20 protein-coding genes are annotated in these 25,488 nt (G+C 45.4%); 4 read left to right on the top strand and 16 right to left on the bottom strand.

Features of this window, described 5'->3' with window-relative positions; genetic code table 11:
• Position 1: 1 nt before the first annotated feature.
• The 13 genes from NG821_RS04745 to NG821_RS04685 form a co-directional block, all read right to left on the bottom strand.
• The gene (locus tag NG821_RS04745) at positions 2 to 2,518 is read right to left on the bottom strand and encodes a transglycosylase domain-containing protein (protein WP_252760512.1); all 2,517 of its coding nucleotides are present in this window, start codon (positions 2,516 to 2,518) and stop codon (positions 2 to 4) included.
• A gap of 52 nt (positions 2,519 to 2,570) precedes the next feature.
• The gene (gene miaA, locus NG821_RS04740) at positions 2,571 to 3,485 is read right to left on the bottom strand and encodes a tRNA (adenosine(37)-N6)-dimethylallyltransferase MiaA (RefSeq protein ID WP_252760511.1); all 915 of its coding nucleotides are present in this window, start codon (positions 3,483 to 3,485) and stop codon (positions 2,571 to 2,573) included.
• 198 nt (positions 3,486 to 3,683) lie between these two features.
• Positions 3,684 to 4,457 carry an acyl-ACP--UDP-N-acetylglucosamine O-acyltransferase gene (lpxA, locus tag NG821_RS04735; RefSeq protein WP_252760548.1) on the bottom strand — a complete coding sequence of 258 codons (774 nt, stop codon included), beginning with the start codon at positions 4,455 to 4,457 and terminating at the stop codon, positions 3,684 to 3,686.
• Positions 4,458 to 4,461: 4 nt separating this feature from the next.
• The gene (locus tag NG821_RS04730; protein ID WP_262921860.1) at positions 4,462 to 5,847 is read right to left on the bottom strand and encodes a bifunctional UDP-3-O-[3-hydroxymyristoyl] N-acetylglucosamine deacetylase/3-hydroxyacyl-ACP dehydratase; all 1,386 of its coding nucleotides are present in this window, start codon (positions 5,845 to 5,847) and stop codon (positions 4,462 to 4,464) included.
• Between the two features lie 42 nt (positions 5,848 to 5,889).
• A complete protein-coding gene (gene lpxD, locus NG821_RS04725; protein ID WP_252760510.1) occupies positions 5,890 to 6,942 on the bottom strand; it encodes a UDP-3-O-(3-hydroxymyristoyl)glucosamine N-acyltransferase in 1,053 nt (350 codons plus the stop codon).
• Between the two features lie 46 nt (positions 6,943 to 6,988).
• Positions 6,989 to 8,209 carry an HD domain-containing protein gene (locus NG821_RS04720; protein ID WP_252760509.1) on the bottom strand — a complete coding sequence of 407 codons (1,221 nt, stop codon included), beginning with the start codon at positions 8,207 to 8,209 and terminating at the stop codon, positions 6,989 to 6,991.
• A 71-nt stretch (positions 8,210 to 8,280) separates the two neighbouring features.
• Entirely contained in the window at positions 8,281 to 9,108 is an 828-nt protein-coding gene (pyrF, locus tag NG821_RS04715) for an orotidine-5'-phosphate decarboxylase (RefSeq protein WP_252760508.1), read from the bottom strand.
• Between the two features lie 24 nt (positions 9,109 to 9,132).
• Complete coding sequence (prfA, locus tag NG821_RS04710) at positions 9,133 to 10,245, bottom strand: peptide chain release factor 1 (protein WP_252760507.1); 1,113 nt, start codon at positions 10,243 to 10,245, stop codon at positions 9,133 to 9,135.
• A 70-nt stretch (positions 10,246 to 10,315) separates the two neighbouring features.
• Positions 10,316 to 11,479: an AIR synthase-related protein gene (locus NG821_RS04705; protein ID WP_252760506.1), complete on the bottom strand. Its 1,164-nt coding sequence runs from the start codon at positions 11,477 to 11,479 to the stop codon at positions 10,316 to 10,318.
• Between the two features lie 204 nt (positions 11,480 to 11,683).
• A complete protein-coding gene (locus tag NG821_RS04700) occupies positions 11,684 to 12,445 on the bottom strand; it encodes a shikimate dehydrogenase family protein (protein WP_252760505.1) in 762 nt (253 codons plus the stop codon).
• 46 nt (positions 12,446 to 12,491) lie between these two features.
• Positions 12,492 to 13,226, bottom strand: a complete 735-nt coding sequence (gene ubiE, locus NG821_RS04695; protein ID WP_252760504.1) for a bifunctional demethylmenaquinone methyltransferase/2-methoxy-6-polyprenyl-1,4-benzoquinol methylase UbiE — start codon at positions 13,224 to 13,226, stop codon at positions 12,492 to 12,494.
• Between the two features lie 60 nt (positions 13,227 to 13,286).
• Positions 13,287 to 14,237 carry a phosphoribosylaminoimidazolesuccinocarboxamide synthase gene (locus NG821_RS04690; RefSeq protein WP_252760503.1) on the bottom strand — a complete coding sequence of 317 codons (951 nt, stop codon included), beginning with the start codon at positions 14,235 to 14,237 and terminating at the stop codon, positions 13,287 to 13,289.
• Positions 14,238 to 14,318: 81 nt separating this feature from the next.
• Positions 14,319 to 15,332 (bottom strand): PhoH family protein, encoded by a 1,014-nt coding sequence (locus tag NG821_RS04685; RefSeq protein ID WP_252760502.1) that lies wholly within the window; start codon positions 15,330 to 15,332, stop codon positions 14,319 to 14,321.
• Between the two features lie 161 nt (positions 15,333 to 15,493).
• On the opposite strand from NG821_RS04685, the gene NG821_RS04680 reads away from it, so the two are divergent.
• On the top strand, positions 15,494 to 16,267 hold the full coding sequence (locus NG821_RS04680) for a DUF5715 family protein (RefSeq protein WP_394802059.1): 774 nt from the start codon (positions 15,494 to 15,496) through the stop codon (positions 16,265 to 16,267).
• A 265-nt stretch (positions 16,268 to 16,532) separates the two neighbouring features.
• Here NG821_RS04680 and glyA read toward each other — a convergent pair whose 3' ends face one another.
• From glyA to pyrB, 3 genes are all read right to left on the bottom strand, one after another.
• Positions 16,533 to 17,813 (bottom strand): serine hydroxymethyltransferase, encoded by a 1,281-nt coding sequence (gene glyA / locus NG821_RS04675; RefSeq protein WP_252760500.1) that lies wholly within the window; start codon positions 17,811 to 17,813, stop codon positions 16,533 to 16,535.
• A gap of 123 nt (positions 17,814 to 17,936) precedes the next feature.
• A complete protein-coding gene (pyrI, locus tag NG821_RS04670) occupies positions 17,937 to 18,392 on the bottom strand; it encodes an aspartate carbamoyltransferase regulatory subunit (protein ID WP_252760499.1) in 456 nt (151 codons plus the stop codon).
• Between the two features lie 24 nt (positions 18,393 to 18,416).
• Entirely contained in the window at positions 18,417 to 19,373 is a 957-nt protein-coding gene (pyrB, locus tag NG821_RS04665; RefSeq protein ID WP_252760498.1) for an aspartate carbamoyltransferase, read from the bottom strand.
• Positions 19,374 to 19,842: 469 nt separating this feature from the next.
• On the opposite strand from pyrB, the gene NG821_RS04660 reads away from it, so the two are divergent.
• From NG821_RS04660 to NG821_RS04650, 3 genes are all read left to right on the top strand, one after another.
• Positions 19,843 to 22,155 (top strand): transglycosylase domain-containing protein, encoded by a 2,313-nt coding sequence (locus NG821_RS04660; protein ID WP_252760497.1) that lies wholly within the window; start codon positions 19,843 to 19,845, stop codon positions 22,153 to 22,155.
• Positions 22,156 to 22,168: 13 nt separating this feature from the next.
• Positions 22,169 to 22,996, top strand: coding sequence for a TPM domain-containing protein (locus NG821_RS04655; protein ID WP_252760496.1), 828 nt, complete (start codon positions 22,169 to 22,171; stop codon positions 22,994 to 22,996).
• A gap of 407 nt (positions 22,997 to 23,403) precedes the next feature.
• Positions 23,404 to 23,988 (top strand): LemA family protein, encoded by a 585-nt coding sequence (locus NG821_RS04650; protein WP_252760495.1) that lies wholly within the window; start codon positions 23,404 to 23,406, stop codon positions 23,986 to 23,988.
• Positions 23,989 to 25,488 lie beyond the last annotated feature (1,500 nt).

Raw genomic sequence — 25,488 nt, 5'->3', positions numbered from 1 at the left:
CTTAGAGGTTATTCAAATTGACCGGTTCCTCACCTTGACGATGTCTGTTCTTGCCGTTATTGTCAGTAGAATTATTTGAACCGTTTTGTCCTGACGCATTTTCATTGTTCGGCGTGCTTATCGGGTTGCCGTTTTCGTCAAGTTGGATTTCTTCATCTGTTGCAGGGTTCAGACTGTCAGCCTTCGCAGCTGCCGGTTTTACCGGTTGCGGTCTACGATAGCTGGCGCAGGTATACATGCTCCTGGCGATGTCTTCATCCTGGCATTTCGGGAACTTCGCTCGGTATTTCTTGAAATGCGGGTCACTGAGCATCGCTTTCAGGAACGTCCCGCATATCGGAAGTGCCGTTCGTGATCCTTGACCTAGAAGTCCTGTCCTGAAATGGATGCATCGGTATTCGCCACCGACCCATGTGCCCACGACAAGATTGGGAGTGACTGCCTCGAACCATGCGTCAGAGTGATTGTTGGATGTTCCGGTCTTGCCGCCGAAGTCCGTATCCTTGAATTTGTCGATATATGCCCATAGTCTGGAGGATGTTCCACCTGGCTCTGTGAGTCCGCCCTGGAGCATTTGCTGCATCAGATAGGAACTCTTGTAAGGGATGACCTGATCTTCACCCGTCGGTCCCGCATACACTTCTTTGCCGTTGTGGTCAAGGATCTTGACGACGAGGACAGGGTCATGATGCTTGCCTTGGTTCGGGATGACACAATAGGCATTGGTCAGTTCGAGCAGATTGACATCACTGGAGCCTAGGGCTAGTGAAGGTTCATCGTCCAGAGGACTCTTGATACCCATCGCCTGTGCGGTGGCGATGATTCGCTTGATGCCCATCTCCTGGCCTATTCTGACCGCAACGGAGTTGACACTTTGCGCGAAGGCACTCTTCAGGGGCATGGAATCACCGGTGAAGACACCGTTGGAGTTCGTAGGCTGCCAGGTGACCTCCATGTGCTTTTTCTTGTCATAAACCTGCATGGAGATAAACTCATCCCGACGCTTGTCACAAGGGGTGAGCCCTTGGTTCATCGCCTCAGTGTACACGAACAACTTGAAGGTGGAGCCGGGTTGACGCTCTGCCGTCACCTTGTCATATTTCCATTGATTGAAATCGATGTCGCCGACCCAGGCTTTCACATAGCCGGTCTGCGGTTCCATTGCGACCATTGCGCAGTGCATGAAATGGACCATGTACCGGATAGAGTCCATCGTGGAGAGGTCCTTTACGATAGAGCCTTTACCATAGTCAAAGAGTTTGACCGGATGGGGCTTATTCAGATAGTAAGTGACCGAATCCAGATTATTGTGGTATTTCTGACAGAGGTATTTATAGATCGGTTGCTTTTCCGCAATGCCTTCTATAAATCCCGGTATGACTTGTCCGTTCTCATCCCTCCAGGGATCACTGTCTCCCCATTGGTTCTTAAAACTCTGTTGAATCGTCCGCATCTGTTTGACAGCAGCCTCTTCGGCATATTTCTGCATACGGGTATCAATGGTCGTATAGATCTTCAGACCGCTCGTATACAGGTCATACCCGTTGTCATCGCACCAACTCTTCAGATACTGGGCGACGGCTTCACGGAAGTATTTAGCCTGACCGTCATAATTCTCCTCAACCTTATAGTTCAGTTTGATAGGAATCTTGGAGATGGAGTCGAAAGCAGTCTTGCTCAGATCGCCGTATTCCACCATGTTGGAAAGGACGGTATTACGTCTGTCGATACTGTTTTTGGGGTTGGTCCGGGGATTGTAATAGGAAGTTGCTTTCAGCATTCCTACAAGCAGGGCAGCCTGCTCTGTCGTCAAGTCTCCCGGGGTAGTATTGAAATAGGTTTTCGCAGCTGTCTTGATGCCGTAGGCATTAGAACCGAAGTCTACGGTATTGGCATACATGGTCAGGATTTCCTTCTTGCTGTAAACCGTCTCAAGTTTTGTGGCAATGATCCACTCTTTGCTCTTGACCACAAGGATCCGCAATCCTGGAATCAGACCTACCAGTCCTGTGGAATACTGAGACCTGACACGGAACATATTCTTGGCCAACTGCTGAGTGATGGTTGAAGCACCGCGGCCGTCGTGATGAAAGAGCGCATCTTTCATGGCTGAGAAGATGCCGATAGGGTCGATTCCAAAATGATGATAGAACCGGACGTCTTCAGTATCTATCAGACCTCTGAAGAATGCCGGATTGATTTCGTTGTATTTGACAGGTGTACGGTTTTCATTGAAGTATTTTCCAATGAGGACGCCGTCTGCGCTGTATATCTCGGACGCCTCATTGACAGGAGGGTTCAGAATACCGGTCAGATAACCCGGTGATTTCCCGAAAAGCCAAAGAAAGTTGATATCTACAGCTCCCAGATAGAGGAAGAAAGCGGTGATACAAGACACGATGATGATACAAACTCTCGTATACCATCTTTTTCCTCGGTAGAGTCCTTTGTACCATGGCCAGAAGGCACGCAACTTCTGCCATGCCCAACTTATCAATTTTCCTATTCCTTTTATCATTTTTATTGTCTGTTTTACTTCGCTTTTGAGTACTTTATGGTTGCAAATGTACCTATTTATTTGCTAAGGCAATGCGCCCGTCTATATAATTTATGATTTCTTTAATGTTATCAGGATTCATCCAGTGGATATCCTGATCCCGTTTGAACCATGTGAGTTGTTTCCTCATGTAGCGGCGGGTATTCGACTGTATTCTGCGGACTGCTTCTGCCTTGTCGGTCACACCTTCAAAGTAATCAAAGAGTTCTTTATAGCCGACGGTGTTCAAGGCATTGAGCCCCTTCTTGGGATAGACGACTCTGGCTTCTTCCTCTAGTCCCTCAGCCATCATGTTTTCAACTCTTACGTTGATGCGTTCATAGAGGTCCTCCCGGTCTCTGTTGAGCCCTATCTTGAGGATATTGAAGGGTCTTTTCTTTATCGTATGGTGGCGGAAAGAGGTATAGGTCTGACCTGTCATCCGGCAGATCTCCACGGCATGGATCACGCGTCGCGGATTTCTCTTGTCTACGACAGCCCAATGTTCAGGATCAAGGCGGTGCAGTTCTTCTACAAGTGCAGGCAGTCCTTTCTGTCTGTAATCGGCCATGATCGTGGCGCGTGTCGTCTCATCTACTGTGGGGATATCGTCTATTCCTTTGCATACTGCATCGATATAGAGCATGGAGCCGCCTGTGAGGAGGGCGGTATCACTTTTCGAGAAAAGGTGATCCAACAGTGCCAGAACATCCTGTTCATACATGGAAGCGGAATAATAATCTTCTATGTGGTGGTTGCCCACAAAATAGTGTGGAACTCGTTCCTGCTGCGCTTTCGTGGGTGCTGCGGTGCCTATAGGGAGCTCAGAAAAGATCTGCCTGCTGTCGGCATTGATGATCGGAATGTGTAAATGGGTGGCTATATCTAAACATAATGCTGTCTTTCCGACTCCAGTGGGACCTAAGACTACGATTAAAGATTTTGCCATAGATGAATAATGGTTTCAGAGTACTTGTACGGAGGGTTTATATTGCGGATATTGAAGTCGTTTCCTGTTCCATTCAAGTTTGGGATAAATTTATTAGGTTCAAAATGATAGAACGCTGATTATAAAAAATGAGAATGACTTCCAGAGCATTAGCAGATCCGGATCCCATTCTCATCTCTTCATAAGTATCAGAGTTTTCTATTTGATGATCCCACGTTGGGAACTCTCAACGAAATCAATGATATATTGTATTTCCGGTGTGATCTGGAGATTCTCCTTGATCTTCTGGATGCCCTCTTTGCGGGTAGGACTCAGGTAGATATAGCGGTAAGCATCATGGATCAATTCGATGAGCTCGTTGCTGAACCCATGCCGTCTCAGTCCGACCAAATTGATGCCTGCATATCTGATGGGCTCTTTGCCTGCGATGATATACGGGGGAATGTCCTGAGAAAAGCGGCTTCCGCCCTGAATCATCACATAAGAGCCGATATGGCAGAACTGATGGCACAGGACCTCAGCGCTGATGATTGCGTTGTCATCACAGTGGACTTCCCCGCCAAACTTGGTGGAATTTCCGATGATCAGATGGTCACCGAAAAAGCAGTCGTGCGCAATGTGCATGTTCTCCATCAGTAAGTTGTGACTGCCTACTTTCGTCATGCCCTTTGAGGCTGTCCCTCTAGATATGGTTACATTCTCTCTCACACTGTTGCCGTCACCGACATAGCACAAGGTCGACTCCCCTTTGAACTTTAAGTCCTGGGGTTTAGTGGAGATACTTGCGCCCGGAAAAAACTCATTACCATTGCCGATACGTGCACCATAGTTGATGGTGACACTGTTCTGTAAGATGTTTCCGTCGCCGATAACCGTGTTTTTGTCGATATAGCAGAAAGGACCGATAACATTGTCTTTCCCTATTTTTGCGTTTGGATCAATGTAAGCTAGTGGACTGATTTTATTAGACATCATTTTATTTGTTCTTTACAATTTGTGCAGTGAAAGTTGCCTCAGAGACAACTCTGTCACCGACAAACATGTAGCCTTTCATGGAACTGATACCATGACGGACAGGATAAAGAAGCTCTACTCTAAAGAGAAGTGTATCTCCCGGTACTACTTTTTGACGGAACTTCACATCGTCAATTTTTACGAAATAGGTAGACCAGCGTTCCGGATCTTCCAATTGATTCAGAACGAGCAGACCACCACATTGGGCCATCGCTTCTATCTGTAGGACGCCCGGCATCACGGGTTCATTGGGAAAATGACCTTGAAAGAAAGGTTCATTTGCCGTCACGTTCTTGATGCCGACGATACTCGTAGGTCCCATGTCTATAATCTTGTCTACCAGTTGCATGGGATAGCGGTGGGGAAGCAGTTGACGGATGCGGACATTGTCCATCACCGGAGCTTCATTGGGATTGTAGATAGGTGCCTGAATCTCATGCTTGTGTATTTCCTTGCGCATGAGGCGGGCAAACTTATTGTTGGGAGTATGTCCGGGACGGGTAGCGATGATCCGCCCTTTGATCGGTTTCCCGATCAATGCCATATCTCCGATGATATCCAGTAATTTGTGCCGTGTGCACTCATTTTCCCATTGCAGTGGCTTGTGTTGGATATAGCCTATTTTGGAAGCGTCTATATGCGGTACTTTCAGGATATCTGCCAATTTGTCGAGCCGTTCCTGAGATTCCTTTTTCTCATAGATGACAATGGCATTGTCCAGGTCACCCCCCTTGATCAAGTTGGCCTCGATCAAAGGCACGATATCGCGGACAAAGACAAAGGTCCTTGCCGGTGCGATCTCTGTAGGGAAATCTTCCACATTGTCTAACGTTGCAAACTGACTATTGATGAATTTGCTCTGAAAGGAGCACATCGCAGTGATGCTGAACTGGTCATCAGGGAGAATGGTGATCACCGAGCCTCTTGACTCGTCTTTCACTTCAATCTTCTTGCGTATAATATAGAAATCCTTTTCAGCATTCTGTTCCAAGACACCCACTTCCTTGATCTTTTCTACGAACATGGCCGCAGAACCGTCGAGGATTGGAAATTCCGGTCCGTTGACCTGAATCAGGCAATTGTCGATGCCCAGAGCATATAATGCTGCCATCCCGTGCTCTACAGTACCAACACGTACATCGCCCCTGCCCAGAACTGTTCCTCTCTGTGTCTCCACTACATTGTCAGCAATAGCGTCAATGACCGGATGATTCTCCAAGTCAATACGCTGTATCTTATACCCGCTGTTCTCAGGAGCCGGATTAAAAGTAATGGTGAGATTTAATCCCGTGTGCAGGCCTTTTCCAAAAAGGGAGAAACTTCCTTTTAGTGTTTTTTGTTTGGACATGCTAATTCTATTTACTTCTGGCTTAGTCAATGAAGAAAGACCTCAGTCTTTGGTCTTTGACTTCAGCGCATCCACTTCTTTCTGAAGTTCGTTAATCTGCTTATACAAGTCAGGTAATTTTTTGAAAATCGCCTGGGCCTTGAAGTATGCAAAGGGTTCTATAGGGAATGTCCCGATGAGTGCCTGGTTGCTTGCCAGGTTGCCGAGGACACCACTCTTGCCACCCAATTTGACATTGTCTCCTATCGTGATATGCCCGGAAATGCCGACCTGGCCTCCGAACATGCACCATTTTCCTACCTTTACAGAACCTGCTATTCCTACCTGTGCGGACATCACCGTATTTTCTCCGATGTCATCATTATGGGCGATCTGGATCAGATTGTCCAGTTTGACACCTTTGCGAATATAGGTACTGCCCATAGTCGACCGGTCAACACACGTATTGGCACCGATCTCTACATTGTCTTCTATCGTTACGATACCGATCTGAGGGATCTTGTCATAACTGTTATTTTGGGGATTAGGGGCAAAACCGAAACCGTCAGCCCCAATGACGCATCCTGCATGGAGGGTCACTTGGTTGCCAAGTTTGCAGTCGTGATAGATGGTGACCTGAGGATATATCTTGCAGTTCTTGCCCAGTTGTACGTGGTCTCCGATATAGGCATTAGGATAAATTCTGCAGCCGTCACTGACAACAGCCCCTTCTCCTATGAATGCGAAAGCTCCGATATAGACGTCTTTCCCTATTTTTGCAGTAGGGGAAATATAAGCCAATGAATCTATGCCGGTTTTCTCTGGTATCGAGTTCTGATAGAGTTGGAGCAACTTTGCTATACAGTCTCTCACATTTTTCACCCAGATGAGGGTGACGGTCTTAGGTGTGGGTTTGCTTAATTGGATCTGATCGTCCACAAGCACAATGGTAGACTTGGTATGGTATATGTAGCTAATATATTTTGGATTAGCCAGAAAAGAAATGGCTTTTGGAACTCCCTCTTCGATTTTGGCGAAGGTGTTGATGGTGGCATTTTCGTCACCTTCTACACGGCCTTGAATAAAAGCGGCAATTTGTTTTGCAGTAAATTCCATTTTGGCAATGAGATTGATTTATTGTTGCAAAGGTAGGAAATTTTATTCATAATCGTTGATAACATAAGTAATATTTGCGAATTTTTTTGGAAAGTAAAGCTATGTTCAACAAATCGGACGCTTCTGCAATGTCCTTACAATTCCCATCTTTGTAGAGAATTGTAATCTTGTCATCGTTGACATCATACATGTCCTTTTGAATCGTGTTGATGCTGATCAGGTATCCTGCTTCTTCGACGCTGACCTGCTTCTTCTGGGCCAGTTTTTCCTGAATTCCGTACATCTCTTCTGGGGTGATAGGCTCTTCCCTGACTTCCACCTTGAAGGGGATGCGGTTGATGAGGTCTGTGGCAAGCATGGACAGGATCTTGTCTTCGTTTCCCATCCAAACTTTCACACTGCTCCATATGTCACTGTCATCCAACAGTTCATACATCTTCAGGGCTTCGGGATCTGTGAGAAATTTAGCCTTGTCGATGTGCTGGCAGAGGAAATATTTCAACTGGGGTGGGGCGAAGAGGTCACAGCCTTTACCGGTCAGGTATTTTGCTCGTTTAAGTAAATTGACGAGGACTTTCTCACAGGCGACGGCTGTCTTGTGAAGATAGACCTGCCAGTACATCAGTCGTCTGGAGGTCAGAAAATTTTCTATGGAATAGATGCCTTTGGATTCAACGACGAGGTGGTCGTCCACGACATCAAGCATTTTGATGATCCTGGCTGAATCGATGCTCCCCTCTGTGACTCCGGTGAAAAAACTGTCTCGCCGGAGGTAGTCGAGACGATCCATATCCAGTTGGCTACTGATGAGTTGATGCAGGAAATGCTTGGGATACTGGTCTTTGAAAATCTTCAAAGCCAGGTTCAATGCACCGTTCATTTCACCGTTGATCTGTTCCATCATCATCAGGGAGATTTCCTCGTGGGTGATCCCATGGATGAGCGTTCCCTCGAGAACATGCGAGAACGGACCATGCCCGATATCGTGCATGAGGATGGCGGCCTCGACCGCCTCAGCTTCACTGTCGAAAATGAAAATGCCTTTCTGCTGTAGGGAGAGAATGGCTTCGCTCATCAGATGAAAGGCACCTATGGAATGTTGGAAACGGGTATGCTGGGCACCGGGATAGACCTCACAAGCCAATCCCAATTGCTTGATCCGAGTCAGGCGTTGGATCAAAGGATTCTCTACGATGTCGAGTAATACGCCCTTGGGGATCTTTATAAATCCGAAAACCGGATCGTTGATGATTTTACTATCGTTCAATAGATGACTGATTTTCCAATGAAAATACCGGTTGCGGTAACCGGATGATTTCTAGATTAGGACAGATCGGTTCAGAAACCGATCTGCTTGAGTTCTTCTGCCATTTGCTCTTGCAGGGACTGGGCCTGACGGGCAGCTGCCGCATCAAAATCCTTGTCATGACCGGCGTAGATGATGCCTCTGGAGGAATTGACGATCAGACCGCAGCCCGGCGTGAGGGCATAGCGACAGACCTCTTGCAGACTGCCCCCCTGGGCTCCGACACCCGGTACGAGCAGAAAACTCTTCGGTGCGCATCTGCGGACGGCTGTGAACAGTTCTCCACGTGTGGCGCCGACAACGTACATCATGTTGTCCGGATTGCCCCATTCCAAACTTCTTCTGATCACCTTTTCGAAAAGTCTTTCTCCGTATTCATCCTTGACCAACTGGAAATCAAGACTGCCGGGATTACTTGTCAGTGCCAGGAGAATGACCCATTTGTCGGGATAATTGAGAAAAGGTTTGACGCTGTCCTCACCCATATATGGCGCAACTGTCAAGGCGTCTACTTGGTATTCTTCGAAAAAAGTCCGTGCATACATGGCAGAGGAGTTGCCGATGTCCCCTCGTTTAGCATCAGCAATGATAAGATGCTGTGGGTAGGTTTCCTTGAGGTAGGTGATGGTCTCCTGAAACGCCTTCATGCCAGTCAGACCTGCACTTTCGTAAAAGGCGAGGTTAGGTTTATAAGCGATGCAATAGGGTGCGGTGGCATCAATGATCGACTTGTTGAATTTGAAGACCGGGTCTTCCTCCTTTTTGAGAAAGTCTGGTATCTTCCTGATGTCAGTATCCAATCCCACACAGAGAAAACTCTTTTTCTTCCGGATCTGTTCTACGAGTTGTTGCCTGTCCATATACTTGATTGCCTTATGATGAAATTATAATTCGCTTTCCTTTAATTTTTCTGCATTCTCTGCTACCGTCAGGTGATCGATCATATCCTGAATATTCCCGTTCATGAATCCTTGCAGGTCATGGGTGGTGTAACCGATACGGTGATCAGTCACACGACCTTGGGGAAAATTGTAAGTTCTGATCTTTGCGCTCCGGTCTCCTGTCGAGACCAGGGACTTGCGCCGGCTCGCTATGTCATTGACATATTTGGAGTGCTCTTTGTCATAGATGAAAGTCCGCAGTCTCGCCAAGGCCCTTTCCTTGTTTTTAGGTTGGTCGCGGGTCTCCGTACTCTCGATCAGGATCTCTTCCACTTCTCCGGTATTAGGATTCTTCCAAGGATAGCGGAGGCGCACGCCGGACTCGACCTTGTTGACATTCTGTCCTCCTGCGCCACTGGAACGGAAGGTATCCCATTTGATGTCACCTTCATTGATGTGCACCTCAAATTTGTCGGCTTCTGGCAATACGGCTACTGTAGCTGCTGAGGTATGCATGCGCCCCTGGGTTTCCGTAGCGGGTACGCGTTGTACGCGATGTACGCCACTTTCGTATTTCAGTGTCCCGTAGACCTGATCGCCGCTCACAGCGAAGACGATTTCCTTATAGCCACCGACCGTACCGGGTGAAAAACTCATAATGCTGACTTTCCATCCTTTCTTGTCGCAGAATTTTTTGTACATATTGAAAAGGTCTCCTGCAAAGAGGGCTGCCTCATCCCCACCTGTCCCAGCACGGATTTCCATTTGTACATTCTTACCGTCTTCTGGATCCTTAGGAATCAGATCCAGTTTGATCTCTTCTTCTATTTTCGGCTGGAGTTCTTCATTTGCCTGCAATTCTGCTCTCGCCATCTCCTTCATCTCCGGATCGTCTTCTTGGGCGAGGATATCCTTAGACTCTTTGATGGCATCGAGACAGGCCATATATCTTTTACGGGCCTGCATGATTTCTTCCAGTTCTTTGTACTCCTTGGAAAGTTTCACATAACGGGCTTGGTCTGCGATGACGGAAGGGTCTGTGATGAGGGTGCTGATTTCTTTGAACCGGTTTCCCAATCCTTCGAGTTTCTCCAGTATACTATTCTTTTCAGGCATTCTGCTTTAGTGTCTTTTTAGATGTGATTGATCGACCGGTTTCCTTTTCGGATACCGGTCTGTGTAATAATTAATAGGTGAATTTTCCGAATTCTGACAGGATGGTCAGACTGCGTGGTCCTTTTTCTATATGTCCGATAACCTGTGCATCGATATTGTAGGACTTGCTGACAGCGATGACTTTTTCTGCCACTTCAGGACGTGTATAGATCTCCATACGATGTCCCATATTGAATACTTGGTACATCTCTTTCCAATCTGTTCCACTACATTCCTGTATGATCTTGAACAATGGCGGAACAGGGAAAAGGTGGTCTTTGATGACTTTGCAGTCTTCTCCTACGAAATTGAGGACTTTCGTCTGGGCTCCTCCGGTACAGTGGACCATGCCATGGATCTCGGGTCTGAGTTTTGTCAGTAGCGTCTTAATGACCGGCGCATAGGTCCGGGTAGGAGACAGAACCAGTTGACCGGCATCGACGGGTACTCCGTCTACGGCATCCGTCAATTTGTACTTTCCACTGTATACGAGTTCCGGTGGGACGGCATGGTCATAACTTTCAGGATATTTCTCAGCCAGATATTTGGCGAAGACATCGTGTCTCGCGCTAGTCAGGCCATTGCTGCCCATTCCGCCGTTATAGGTCTTTTCATAGGTGGCTTTTCCTGTAGAACTTAATCCGATGATCACGTCTCCCGGGCAGATATTGGAATTGTCGATGACATCCTTGCGTTTCATCCGGCAGGTGACGGTAGAGTCGACGATGATCGTGCGTACCAGATCTCCGACGTCAGCAGTCTCTCCACCGGTAGGCCAGATGCCGATACCCATCTTCCGCATATCAGAGAGTATTTCGTCAGTGGAGTTGATGAGGGTAGATATCACCTTTCCCGGGATGAGCATCTTGTTCCTTCCGATGGTACTGGACACCAGAATGTTGTCTACTGCTCCCACGCAAAGCAGATCATCCGTATTCATGACAATGGCATCCTGTGCAATACCTCTCCATACGCTCAGATCACCCGTTTCTTTCCAATACAGGTAAGCTAAAGATGATTTTGTGCCTGCGCCGTCAGCGTGCATGATGTTGCAGTAGTCGGGGTCTCCTCCGAGTATGTCGGGCATGATTTTACAGAAAGCGTGTGGGAAAATACCTTTATCCAGGTTTTTGATGGCGTTGTGCACATCCTCCTTTGCTGCGGAAACTCCGCGCATCATATAACGGTTTTTCATTGTCTTGAATGCTTCTTTTATTTAATGGTCTGCGAACTTTTATTGATGATATATTGTTTGCCTCAGATGAGGTGAAGTTTTCTGTGGGATTGAGATTGATGTTTCGTCTTTCGTCCTCATTGTCCCTGAATGTCTTTGTCTGACCGTTATTTGATCTTAAGAGAAGGACAGTCTTTTGGCACTTTGATGGAGGTGAGAAACGGGTCAGCCGTTGTCGGCATCATTTTTACTCGTCCAGAACTTCCAACTGGCGAAGGCTTGGAGGAGGAGCATTTCCAATCCGTTCTTGACATTAGCACCTCGTTCTTTGCCTTTCTTCATAAATAGGGTAGTATCCGGATTATAGATGAGGTCATACAACAGATTGTGCGTGTCCAAAGCTTCATAGGGAATCTGAGGGCAGGCATCTACATGAGGGTACATTCCGACAGGGGTACAGTTGACGATCACATTGTATTCGTGTATGATATCAGGGGTAAGTTGGTCATATTGGATGGTGCCTGGCCTTTGGTAGCGGGAGACGAAAATGTTCTCCAGTCCCAGTGACTTCAGTCCATAGTTGATGGCCTTGGAAGCACCGCCGGTACCAAGTATGAGCGCTTTCTTATGGAATGTTTCAAGTAGCGGTTCGATGCTTTTGGTAAAGCCGATGACATCACTGTTGAATCCTTTCAAGATGACGTCACTGCCTTTATGCTCTACCTTTACGACGTTGATGGCACCGATAGAACGTGCTTCCGGACTGATGTAATCCAAATAACTGATGACCTGTTCCTTATAAGGAATAGTCACGTTGAAACCTTTCAACTCCGGATTGGAATCAATGATCTCGGGGAGGTCTTCAATGTTTGGAATTTCAAAATTGATGTATCTCGCATCAATGTGTTCGTTGTGAAATTTCTCATTGAAATAGTCCTTTGAAAAAGAATGTCCCAAAGGATATCCGATTAGTCCGTATTTGTCCATAATCCTGTCTTTTTTATTAATGTCTGGAATGAGAGTTCGTCCCGTATTATTTCGTCGCAAAATAGAGGGTGCAGATTCCGAAGGAAAGCCGCCTGAATCTGGTTTCTGAAAATCCTGCTTTCTTGAAGATGCTCATCATGGTCTCTCCCTGTGGGAAGGCTTCTATGGTTTTGGTCAGATAGTGGTAGGCACCGGAATCCTTGGAAACCAGTTTTCCGTAAACGGGCAGGAAGGTATGGGAATATATTCTGAAGAACTGGCGGATGGGGAACATTACAGGTTCTGTGAGTTCGACAATGCTCAGATGTCCTCCCTTTTTGAGTACTCTGTACATTTCTTTCAATCCTTGGTCCAAGTTCTGGAAATTGCGGATTCCGAAAGCGGCTGTGACCGCATCAAAAGTGTCGTCCTCGAACGAGAGATGCATGCAATCCTCTCTTTTAAAGAGGATGATGTCTTCCAGATGCGCTTTGGAAATTTTCTCTTTTCCTATTTCCATCATACCTTCGGAAATATCCGTTCCGATCAGGTGACGAGGGCGTAGCATCTGAGCTGCGAGGATGGCAAAATCGCCTGTTCCTGTAGCGACATCCAATATTTCCCGGGGGTGATAAGGTATCAGTTCTTTAATGGCTTTCTTTCTCCAACCTTTATCTATGTCCCAGGACAGTCTATGATTCAGTGTATCATAAGTAGGAGCGATGTGATCAAACATATCTTTGACAAGTTGTCCTTTATCTCCATCTTCTCCATAGGGTTTGATCTTTTCCTGCTGATACATATTTATATTCAAGATTATACTCCCCCGGGATACTGACAATGGGCATCCCGGGGGGATTATTTATTTACGAGAAGCCAGATAGGACTTAACGTTTTTCTCAATTCGTGTTGCAATATCACCCTCTTCGGTAGCTTTATCGAATTTCTCTCCGGTAATGTGCTCATAGAGTTCGATATATCTTTCACTGACCTTCTCAGCAAATTCGTCGGTCAATTCCGGCATCTTCTGACCAGGTTCGTTCATGAAATTCTGTTCGATCAACCACTGGCGTACAAACTCCTTGGACAGTTGTTTCTGCGGTTCGCCTTTCTCGAATTTCTCCTCATAGCCTTCCGTATAGAAATAGCGGCTGGAATCAGGAGTGTGGATTTCATCAATCAGGTAGCACTGACCATCGCGCTTGCCAAACTCATATTTGGTGTCCACGAGGATCAAGCCACGCTTGGCTGCGATTTCCTGACCACGCTTGAAGAGTTTTTGGGTCCAGTCTTCAATGATGGCATAGTCATCTGCAGGAATAAGTCCCTGTTTGATGATCTCTTCCTTGGAGATATTCAGGTCATGCCCTGTTGCAGCCTTTGTTGTCGGGGTGACGATCGGCTCTGGGAAGCGTTGGTTCTCCCTCATTCCATCAGGGAGTTTGACGCCGCAGAGGTCACGACATCCGTCTTTGTAGGCTCTCCATGCACTTCCGGTAAGGATGCTGCGGATAATCATCTCTACTGGGAAGCCTTTACAGTTGAGGCCTACGGTTACCATTGGATCAGGTGTGGCAAGTTTCCAGTTCGGGCAGATGTCTTTCGTGAGGTCCAGGAAACGTGCAGCAATTTGATTGAGTACTTGTCCTTTGAAAGGGATGCCTTTAGGCAGGACGATGTCAAAAGCCGAGATTCTGTCAGTAGCGACCATTACGATCAAATCGTCGTTGATGTTGTACACGTCACGTACTTTTCCGTGATAAACACTTTTCTGTCCATCGAAATGGAAATCAGTTCTGGTTAAAGCTTTCATTATATTTGAGTTTAAACTAACAACCGCAAGAATTTTCTCTGTTGATTTGTCAGGACCCGAATCACCGAAGGCTTCGCCTTTTCAGTTCTTGGTCTTGATATCTGAATCGAAATAAGGGATCCTGCATTCCCTCCTTTGGGCTTCTTTCCTTTCTTGGATCTCCCGGTCATAAGAGGCGTAGGCATTCACGATCCTGGTCACAAGTTTGTGTCGTACGATATCTTCTTGTCCCAGACTGACGATGGAAATCCCTTCAATTCCGTTTAATATCTTCAAGGCTTCTTTCAGACCGCTCTTCTGTTCTCTCGGAAGGTCGATCTGAGTCAGATCGCCGGTAATAATCATTTTGGTGTCCCAGCCCATTCGGGTAAGAAACATGCGTATCTGTTGTGATGTGGTATTCTGGGCTTCGTCCAGAATGACGACTGCGTCGCTGAGGGTTCTCCCCCTCATAAAAGCTAAAGGTGCTATCTGGATGGTATGCTTGTCCAGCATGTCCTGCAGTTTCGCAGCGGGAATCATATCTTCCAGAGCATCGTAAAGGGGTTGGAGATAAGGATCGATCTTGTCTTTCATATCTCCGGGAAGAAATCCCAGTTTCTCTCCGGCTTCAACAGCCGGACGGCTGAGGATAATGCGCTTGGCCGCCTTCTCTTTCAGCGCCTTGACGGCAAGTGCGACACTCAGGTAGGTCTTGCCTGTACCGGCAGGGCCGACAGCGAAGATCATATCATCTTTCTCAAAGGAGTCTATCAGTTTCTGTTGATTGGCACTTTTGCTCTTGATGGGCTTGCCTGAGATGTTATAGATAAGGACTCCTTTGGCATTTTCATCTTGGGGCTTATGGCCTTTGACAATATTCAGGATGTCGCCATCCTGGATCGTGTTGTATTTCAGGACATGCTTGCGCATGGCTTCTATGTTCTGCTCAGCCCTTGCCATATCCTCTTCGTCCCCGAGCAGGCGGATGACGTTGTCTCTGGCCACAATATGTAATTTGGGGAAGAGTGACTTGAACATCTGGAGATGACAATTATTGATGCCGTAGAAAATAACCGGATCAATATCCTCTAAAATGATATGCTTCTCTATCAATGTAATTATTTAACTGTTTTTATCTTATAAAACGATACAGTGCAAAGTTACAAAAAAATAGTGAAACGACTCTTCAATCTCTTATCTTTTTTGTACTTTTGTGTCAAAATAGTTGAGAGATTTATATGATGATTTCAAAAAGGAAATATACCAGAATTTTCATGTCCGTGGTATTGGTTTTGTTCTTGGTAAAAGTGCTGTTTATAGGTGGTGCAAATTCTAAACCGAACAAGAGGGATTTAAAGAAATCTGCACGACATGAGGATGTTCCTTTGGCCCTTTCTGAAAATCCGAAAGGGGGAGATGCTGTTACGCCTGCTGATTCGGCTGCCCTCACTGTGTTTTTCAATACGGACGGCTCTTTGGCGAAGCATCGGATTATCAGTGTGCCGGATTTCCAAAAGACTTTTTCGGATGCGAATGATGTACAACTTATCGCTGCCGGAAAATGGGGTGTGAAACCTGTTGATGACCGGAAAAAGGCAATGGATGAAAAGAGTAAACTCGTATATATTGGTTGTAATCCTTATTTCTATGTGGAGCCTCTTCATTCGAGTATCCCTTATCTTGTTCCCCGTGCTGCGATCCTCTTGCAGGATATAGGCAGAAGTTATTACGACAGTTTGCAACTGAAGGGTATTCCCTTGCACCAGATCATTATCACGAGTGTGATGAGAAGCAAGGCGGATGTGATTAACCTGCGAAGTCATAACGGGAATGCCACCCAACATTCCTGCCACATGTATGGAACAACATTCGATGTCAGTTATAACCGGTACCGCACCGTTGAGGCTCCGGGCGAAAATCGCCGTAAGGTAAGAAATGATACTTTGAAATGGGTGCTTAGTGAAGTGCTCAATGATATGCATAAACACAACCGTTGTTTTATCAAATATGAGATCAACCAGGGCTGTTTCCATATTACGGTAAGATAACTTGAAAATATATTCTTCACGGATTCATGTGATCATCATCTATCTTTTCCTTGTAGGCAACAGGCCGTTGAGAAAAGAATAGTTTTAGGGAACACATCGTGAGAGTTCAGTTGCTTTACTTTCTTTGGTCATGTCTTTTATCAGGAATGCAGGTACTTATCCTTGTTCAGGTATAAAAAATGAGGTCCGGGATTCATTGAATCCCGGACCTTCAGATTTATTTAGGAGATTTTGAAGGGTGATGACCTTCTCGATAGTTTTTTAATCAATAAGCAAACAGTGGGTATTTCTTCATTGTCGCATTGACTTTTTCCCGAACACTTGAGATGACCTGATCATTCTCTGGGTCTTTCAAGACTTCATCAATGAGGTCTGCTATCAGGTGCATCATGTCTTCTTTTGCACCACGGGTCGTCATTGCAGCTGTACCTATGCGGATACCTGATGTCTGGAAAGGACTTCTTGTATCAAAAGGTACCATATTCTTATTGACGGTAATGTCTGCGGCTACAAGTGCGTTTTCTGCCAGTTTTCCTGTAAGCTCAGGATACTTGGAGCGGAAATCGATCAGCATCGAGTGGTTGTCTGTTCCTCCACTCACAATATCGAAACCATGTTGCATCAAGGCATCAGCTAATACCGAAGCATTTTTCTTGACTTGTGTGGCATATTCTTTCCAGGAAGGTTTGAGATTTTCATAGAATCCTACGGCTTTTGCTGCAATGACGTGCTCCAAAGGACCGCCTTGCTCGCCTGGGAATACAGCCGAATTGAGTAGTGAGGACATCTTCCGGACAACTCCCTTTTTCGTAGTCTTGCCCCAGGGATTGTCGAAATCCTTGCCCATCAGAATGACACCTCCACGCGGACCGCGAAGTGTCTTGTGGGTGGTTGTCGTGACAATATCAGCATATTTCACGGGATTCTCCAAAAGGCCGGCAGCAATAAGACCTGCAGGATGGGCCATATCTACCACGAAAATGGCACCGACCTCGTCACAGATCTTGCGCATGCGGGCATAGTCCCATTCACGGCTGTAGGCAGATCCTCCTCCGATAATCAGTTTGGGCTGGTATTTCTGTGCCAGTTTTTCCATCTCATCATAGTCTACTCTTCCTGTTTCGCGGTTCAGATTGTAACCGATATGATGGTAGAGCATACCTGAAGTGTTGACTTCACTTCCGTGAGACAAGTGGCCGCCTTGTGCAAGATTAAGTCCCATAAAGGTATCACCGGGTTTCAGGCATGCCAGCAGTACTGCCGCATTGGCTTGAGAACCGGAATGGGGTTGGACATTCGCATATTCCGCATCGAAGACTTTCTTGACGCGTTCACGTGCCAAGTCCTCAACCTGGTCTACCACCTGACACCCTCCATAGTAGCGGTGGCCGGGCAGACCTTCAGCATACTTGTTGGTCAGATAGGAGCCCATGGCATTCATGACCTCGTCACTTACAAAGTTTTCTGAGGCAATCAGTTCCATCCCTTTGAGTTGGCGCTGGTGCTCTTTTTCAATCAGGTCGAAAATCTCTTGATCCCTTTCCATTATGTACAGTGTTTTTAAATTAAACTTGCCTATAAGTTCTTTGCAAATTTAGGCATTCCTTATTACTTATCCAAACTTTAAAGTGAATTTTTGTGGCATTCTGCAATTAAAAACAGATTGTGATTAAAGAAATTGCACTTTATCGATATCTTGCTCCTTGTCACAATAATGGCATTTGACCACTCCCTTACTCTTGTCGACGACATTGAAGACGGTCTCCATCGGTTCATTGTTGGTGACGCATTTCGGATTGTTGCATTTGATGATCCCGCGAAGGGTATCAGGCAGTTCGACTGTCCTTTTCTCTACGACCTCGTAATCTTTGATCGTGTTGACGACAGCATTTGGTGTCAATACGGCTAGACGGTTGATCTCGTCGTCTGAGAGGAATTTTCCCGAGACTTTCACGATGCCTTTCTTCCCCAGTTTTTTGGAGGGGAGGTTGTATCCGATCGTAACAGGGGACTTGAACTCTTGGAGCTTGAGCAGATTGACAACTTGAAATGTCTTATCTGCTGGTATATGATCGATTACAGTACCGTTCTCAATAGCGGCTACCAACATTTCTTTCTTTGCCATGATCTTTGAATTTAGCATTGAATTTTAATATTTGCTTTCTATGATGGTTGTATCGTTCTTGACGTCTTCGAGAGAGATTCCCAGACAATAGCAGAAGATAACCTCTCTGGCATAAAGTCCGTTCTTGGCTTGTTGTATGTAATAGGCATGGGGGTTGGCATCCACTTCATAGGCGATTTCATTGATACGGGGCAGGGGATGCATCACTTTCATGTTGGGTTTGACATTTTTGAGCATGTCGTTGGTCAAACGATAGACGTTCTTGACCTTTTCATATTCCATCAGGTCACTGAAACGCTCTTTCTGAACACGGGTCATATAGAGAATGTCCGCGTCTGCTATAACTTTCTCGTTGAAAGCCGTGTGCTCTTGGAACTGGATATTGTGGTCTTTGCAGTACAGTTTGTACTCATTCGGCATTGCCAGTTCTTTGGGGGCAATGAAATGGAAGGTGGGATTGAAATGACGCATTGCCGTAATCAGGGAATGTACGGTGCGGCCATATCTCAAGTCGCCTACGAGATAGATATTCAGGTTATCCAATGTGCCTTGTGTCTTGTAGATGGAATAGAGATCGAGAAGGCATTGTGAAGGGTGCATGTGTGCACCGTCGCCTGCATTGATGATAGGTACGGGGGAGACCTCACTGGCATATTGTGCCGCACCTTCAATGTAATGTCTCATCGCAATGGCATCCGCGTAATTGCTTACCATCAGAATCGTGTCTTTCAGGGTCTCGCCCTTTGTCGTGCTCGAGGTCTTGGCATCAGAGAACCCGATGACGCGAGCGCCGAGACGATTGGCTGCCGTCTGAAAACTGAGTTGTGTTCGCGTAGATGGCTCGAAGAACAAGGTCGCGATGACTTTACCTTTGAGAATTTCCCTGTTGGGGTGCTTCTCGAACTCATGCGCCATTTGGAGAAGATACATGATCTTCTCTTTAGAAAGGTCGGCAATTGTTACAAAATTATGTTTTTCCATTCTATCAAAAACTTTTGATATACATATGTTTCCAACTTATATGTGCCCCTTTGAAACAGAAATGTCTGACTAGAGGAAAAAATGTGTTTGAAAAGGGAAAATTCATTATATCTCTTGTCTGTCAAATCATTTTTGAGATGAATCTTGGACAAGCTTGTCAATCTTCTTTCTATATGTTGGTTCTGGATCACCACTTCAGATTGCTTTTGGCATGTTGCCTGATATAATGAGTAAGAAAATAGCATGAATTCGACTTCCGACGGATTCATTTCTTTTCTGCAAAGATAGGAAATCTTTTTCGGAAAACAGAAGTATTTGCTGAAATATATGAGAAAAATAGAGATTCATTTAAGATTTAAATGGTAGAATTCAATTCATTGGTTTACAAACTAATATTTTATGCCCTTTATTGATTATTCGGAAAATAGTTGTATTTTTGCACGGTAAACATCAACAGAGAATCATTATAATGAGAAAGAAATTCATTCATATTCTTTGGGCGATACTGGTGATCGTAGTCGGTTTTTCAGCTTTCGCTTTTACAGCTATTTGGTTTGGTTGGATCGGATATATGCCGGATCTGGAAGATCTGCAGAACCCGATCAACCGTTATGCTACACAGGTGTATTCTGCTGATGGAAAAGTGATGGGAACATGGAATCTGAACAAGGAGAACAGGATCGTTATTCCTTATTCCAAGATGTCCATTCATCTGGTGCATGCATTGGTCGCTACTGAGGATATCCGCTTCTACCAACATTCCGGAATCGACTTCAAGGCTCTGGGAAGGGCTGTGATCAAAAGGGGATTGCTCGGCGAACAGAATGCAGGTGGCGGGTCGACGATCACTCAGCAACTCGCCAAACAGTTGTATTCTCAGACGGCTCAAAGTACAATGCAGAGACTGTTCCAAAAACCTATCGAATGGGTGATTGCCATCAAACTCGAACGTTACTATACCAAGGATGAGATCGTCGCTCTGTATTTGAACTATTTCGATTTCCTGCATAATGCGGTGGGCATCAAGTCTGCTGCTAACGTGTATTTCAATAAGGAACCGAAAAATCTGACACTGGATGAATCAGCGACCTTGATCGGTCTATGCAAGAATCCGTCCTATTTCAATCCGGTGCGCTACCCTGATCGTTGCAGACAGAGACGGAATATCGTACTGCAGCAGATGGTCAAGGCGGGGTATCTGTCTGATGCGGATTACGAGGAGGAGAGTGCACGTCCTCTCGTCCTGAACTTCCACCGTATCGACCACAAGGATGGTACTGCTGTCTATTTGAGGGAATTCCTTCGTCAATATATGATGGCTAAACGGCCTCAGATAGATGATTATGCCGCTTGGGACCATAATCAATATGTGTTGGATTCCATCGCTTGGGCTACAGATCCGCTTTATGGCTGGTGCAACAAGAATTTCAAGAAAGACGGGACACCTTATAATGTCTATACTGACGGTTTGAAGGTGTATACTACGATTGACTCTCGTATGCAGAGGTATGCTGAAGAAGCTGTCTATGAGCATATCGCTAATTTCCTGCAGCCTGCCTTTGATTCGGAGAATCAGCACAAACCGAGTGCGCCTTTCTCGGACAAACTTACCCGGGCTCAGATTATGGCGATCATGAACCGTTCGATCGTCCAGAGTGACAGGTATCGGGCTTTGAAAAAGGCGGGGGCTTCTCTTCAGGAAATCAGACGCTCATTCCATACGCCTACTGATATGACGGTATTCTCTTATCATGGTGATCTGGATACGACAATGACTCCTATTGACTCTATCAGGTATTATAAAATGTTCCTTCGCTCCGGGTTCATGAGCATGGATCCGAAGACGGGCGCTGTAAAGGCGTATGTCGGGGGAATTGACTATACTCATTTCATGTATGACATGGTGATGTCCGGCCGTCGGCAGGTAGGATCTACTATCAAACCGTTCCTGTATTCTCTGGCCATGCAAAATGGATTTTCTCCTTGTGACAAGGCGCCTAACCGGCAACAGTCTTACCGCGTTGCTGGGAGTTGGTGGACGCCTCGTAATGCCAGTCATGCACGCTATGGGCAAATGGTGACTCTGAAATGGGGACTGGCGCAATCGAACAACTGGATATCTGCTTATCTGATGAGTAAGTTGAATCCGCGTCAATTCGTATCCCTCTTGCATGATTTTGGTATCAATAATCCGGATATTTATCCTTCTATGGCGCTTTGTCTAGGTCCTTGCGAGGTTTCTGTGGCAGAGATGGTCAGCGCTTATTCTACTTTTGCCAATCATGGTATTCGCTGCGCGCCGATGTTCGTATCTCGGATCGAAGATAATGAAGGTAATGTAATCGCTCGTTTCCAGCCGCGTATGAATGAGGTGCTGAATGCGGATTGTGCCAATAAGATGTTGGTGCTCTTGCAGGGTGTTGTCGATGGCGGTACTGCAGGGAGATTGAGGTATAATTATCACTTTACTGGTCAGATAGGAGCCAAGACGGGTACGACGAACAATAATGCTGATGGCTGGTTCCTGGGATTTACGCCTCAGTTGGTCAGTGGCTGCTGGGTCGGCGGTGAAGATAGGGATATCCATTTTGATTCGATGCGAATGGGACAGGGGGCCACGATGGCTCTCCCGATTTGGGCTATATTTATGAAAAAAGTTTATGCTGATCCCACTTTGCCTTATAATCAGAAGGCGGTATTCGACCTTCCGGCCAAATATAATCCTTGTATGAGCGAGGATAGCCAGAATGACGGACTTGGAATCGACGAGGTTTACGAATAGAAAAAGCTAGTGTATGAACAATAGATTGTTCCGGTTGTCTTTGATTTTGTTTCTGGCGCTGACACCTTATTATATTTATGGTAAGGTTTGGTCGGCGGATCAGATTCCTATGGTGCATCTCCAGGATCGCACCAAGTATGTCTGTGACCCTGATGGGGTCTTGGATCCGGAGACAAAATCGGAGTCGGATAAATTACTCTATAATTTGCAGCATCAATGTGGTATCCAGACGGTGTTCATCATTGCCAACAGAATCAAGGATGGAGACGCTTTTCGAATGGCTCAGGATGTTGGAAATGCTAATGGGGTAGGAGACAAAAAAAATCGGAGGGGACTGGTCATTGTTGTGTCTGTCCAGGATCATCAGTATTTTATTGCTCCCGGAAAAGGTCTGGAGGCTGACTTGACAGATGTAGAATGTTATGATATCGGGCGGGCTTGTATCGTCAAGAATATGAAACAGGAGAGACCTGACTCCGCCGTACTTTCTACTTGTAAGGCAATCTATAGTAAGTTTAAAACGGGTAAGACTGGACTCGAAAATGTGGATGAGGGGGAAGTGAACTCCGGGGGAGATATTCTTGTGATGATTTTCCTGATCGTCCTTTTCTTCGGTTACCCTGGATTCCTGTTGATCATGTGGCTCTTGGCACAATTTGGGATCATCTCTCCTGATAACCGCTTTCTGCGACATCATAAAAATCATAACGACAGGCACGATGGTCCCCCGCCTTTCTTCTTTGGTGGAGGTGGAGGATTTTTTGATGGGGGTGACAGTCCTGGCGGTGGTAGCTTTGGAGGCGGCAGCTTTGGAGGTGGTGGCTCTGGTGGAAGTTGGTAAGTTGATGGTAACCTTCAAACTTTCGAAAACGGATGCCCGATCTTAGAATCAATTCTTTCAGAATGAATTCTGAAGTAACATGATAATCATGATGGTTATAGCCGGACATCAAAGGTCTATACCTTCAAATATGTTTACTGGACTTGTGGAATAAGAAACGAAAATATCTTCTATTAAGAAAGATAGGGCTTAAATCAATGGAATAGGGTTCAAGTCTTTTCTGATGAGAAGGGATAAAAAAGTTGTTAGTGGAAAAACAATATTATATTAGAGAAGAACTAAAAAAGTTGTCTTGGGATTCTTGGGCATGATATTAATCATCGGTTTACCAACATCAACTTGAATCTGATTTGAAATTTGTGAGATGTAATTACTCAATTAATTATTAATGAATAAAATATTACGCTATGAAAAAGAAGGGGCTTTGGATTATTGGAGCTATTGTGCTGATTATTATCTTTTGGGCTTTCGGTGCTTATAATGGGATGGTAAAAAAACAGGAAGCTGCTACGACGGCTTTGGCAGATGTCCAATCTACATATCAGAGGCGGGCTGATTTACTGCCTAATTTGACGAAGGTGGTCAAGGCTTATGCTAAACATGAGAATTCTACTTTCAAGGAAGTGGCTGAGGCGCGGTCAAAGGCTAGTCAGATCACATTGGATGCAGCTTCTTTAACACCAGAGAAATTAAAGCAGTTTGAAAATGCACAAGGTGAATTGAGCGCAGCTTTGGGTAAACTGATGATGATCAGTGAGCGTTATCCGGATTTGAAAGCCAGTGAGAACTTTAAGGATTTGCAAAAACAAGTGGAAGGTACGGAAAATCGGATTAATGAAGCTCGGCAGAAATATAATGAAGCTGTTCAAGATTATAATGTTTTTATCCGACGTATCCCGAATGTCCTGGTATCAGGATTCCTCGGTTTTCAGAAAATGACTAAGTTTGAAGCTGCTGCCGGTGCAGATAAGGCTCCTGTTTTGGATATCTGAAAATCTTAGGATAGTCTTTTCTGACCTCGGATTCGTTCTGATGAGTTTTTGATAGAGTGAATAAAAACTCTATCCGGCTTTTTAATAAAAGAGAGTGTTCAACTCTCTTTTATTTTTTAGTGATGGTCTTGGCCTTAAAGATCGCCCCTTATAAATCAATTCCTTTCTAAACTAAACAGATCTGTTCTTTCGTTTCATGAGATTTGTTCACCTGTTTCATGAGGTTCAGTACACCCGTTTTATGAGGTTCTGTTCGCGTACGTCTTGACATCGTCATGTCGTACGACCCTAATAACGTACGTCCTTACACCCCTGTCGATCCACGTCAATAGATTGCCTCAACTGGTCCTTGAGCTAATAACAGCAATAGGGAACGGAGTCAGAAGGAACTGAGGATAGAGGTGGATTGGTGGGGGAACGGATTTGTCTTCGACTTGTTCTTAATCTGTCTTTGCATCGGAACTATAGGGGGGCCGGCTGTGATTATCGTTTATTTTGTCGGCAAGTGGCAGTCTACTACAACTTTCAGCAGAATGTCTAATTTTTTATTCTTTACGGTTTATGGCAAAAGCATATAACATTATTGCCAAGAATTTGAATATAGTCTACCATACGTGTTGAACTCTACTCCGGTGTTTGAGCATTACGAGGTGACAACAGTTCATAACATGTTCAACTTTTCGAACGTAACGCTTTCTGCCATTTAATTCCGCCAACAGGGTCCTCTTCTTACATCTCATTTTTTTTCCAGACTAAACGGCTGTTGTCTTTATATTGGAAGCTTGTAGCGCTAGCCTGCATTTCTTCTTCTAAAGTGTTATTTCCTCTTTGCCGCCATAAAAGGAACTTCTAGAGTTTAAATCTCTGTTTATGTTGCTCCAAAAATTCATTGTTTCTTTTTCTTTCTTATAGAAAATCTTTATAAGCTTTTTCAAATTGTGGGTTAACGTCTCCTTTAAATCAGTCTTTCTTTATGAAATTCGGCATTACTGTGTTTTTTCAAATGAGAAAATACTCTGTTTTTATCGCAAAAATATGGGAAATGTTGGATTGGGGGCATAAATACTTGAATTATAACTGGTTGGCTTTTCTTAACAATGTGAACGAATATTATTTTTCCACTCTCCTTTGTCAATAAAGTCGAAATGTTTCAAAAATTGTTTGAATTTTCCACCCAAATATTTGGAGGTATGGGAAGAAATACATACCTTTGCAACCGCTTTCGGCAAAAAACCGTGAGCGAAAGAAAGAGTTCTTTGAAAAGATTCACATAAAACAGACAGGCAGTACAAGAATGGGACTTGCCCGTGTACTTTCGGGTACACGGGCAGATCCCGAGCGTAGAAGAAGAAAGAACCGTCCGTCCGCCGGGACGAAAGTCGCGGTCGGAACGGAAGGGTACCCTGAACAGAACAAAGGCGCCGCTTCCCCGTTTCCCTAACGGGAGACACGGGAAGCGGCGCAGGAAAGACAATTTACAATGGAGAGTTTGATCCTGGC

Origin of the sequence: Segatella cerevisiae (assembly GCF_024054555.1) — a bacterium.
In the GTDB taxonomy this organism is placed as follows: domain Bacteria; phylum Bacteroidota; class Bacteroidia; order Bacteroidales; family Bacteroidaceae; genus Prevotella; species Prevotella cerevisiae.
Note: the sequence above shows the minus strand (reverse complement) of the source record. Positions and strands in the feature narration are given on the sequence as shown.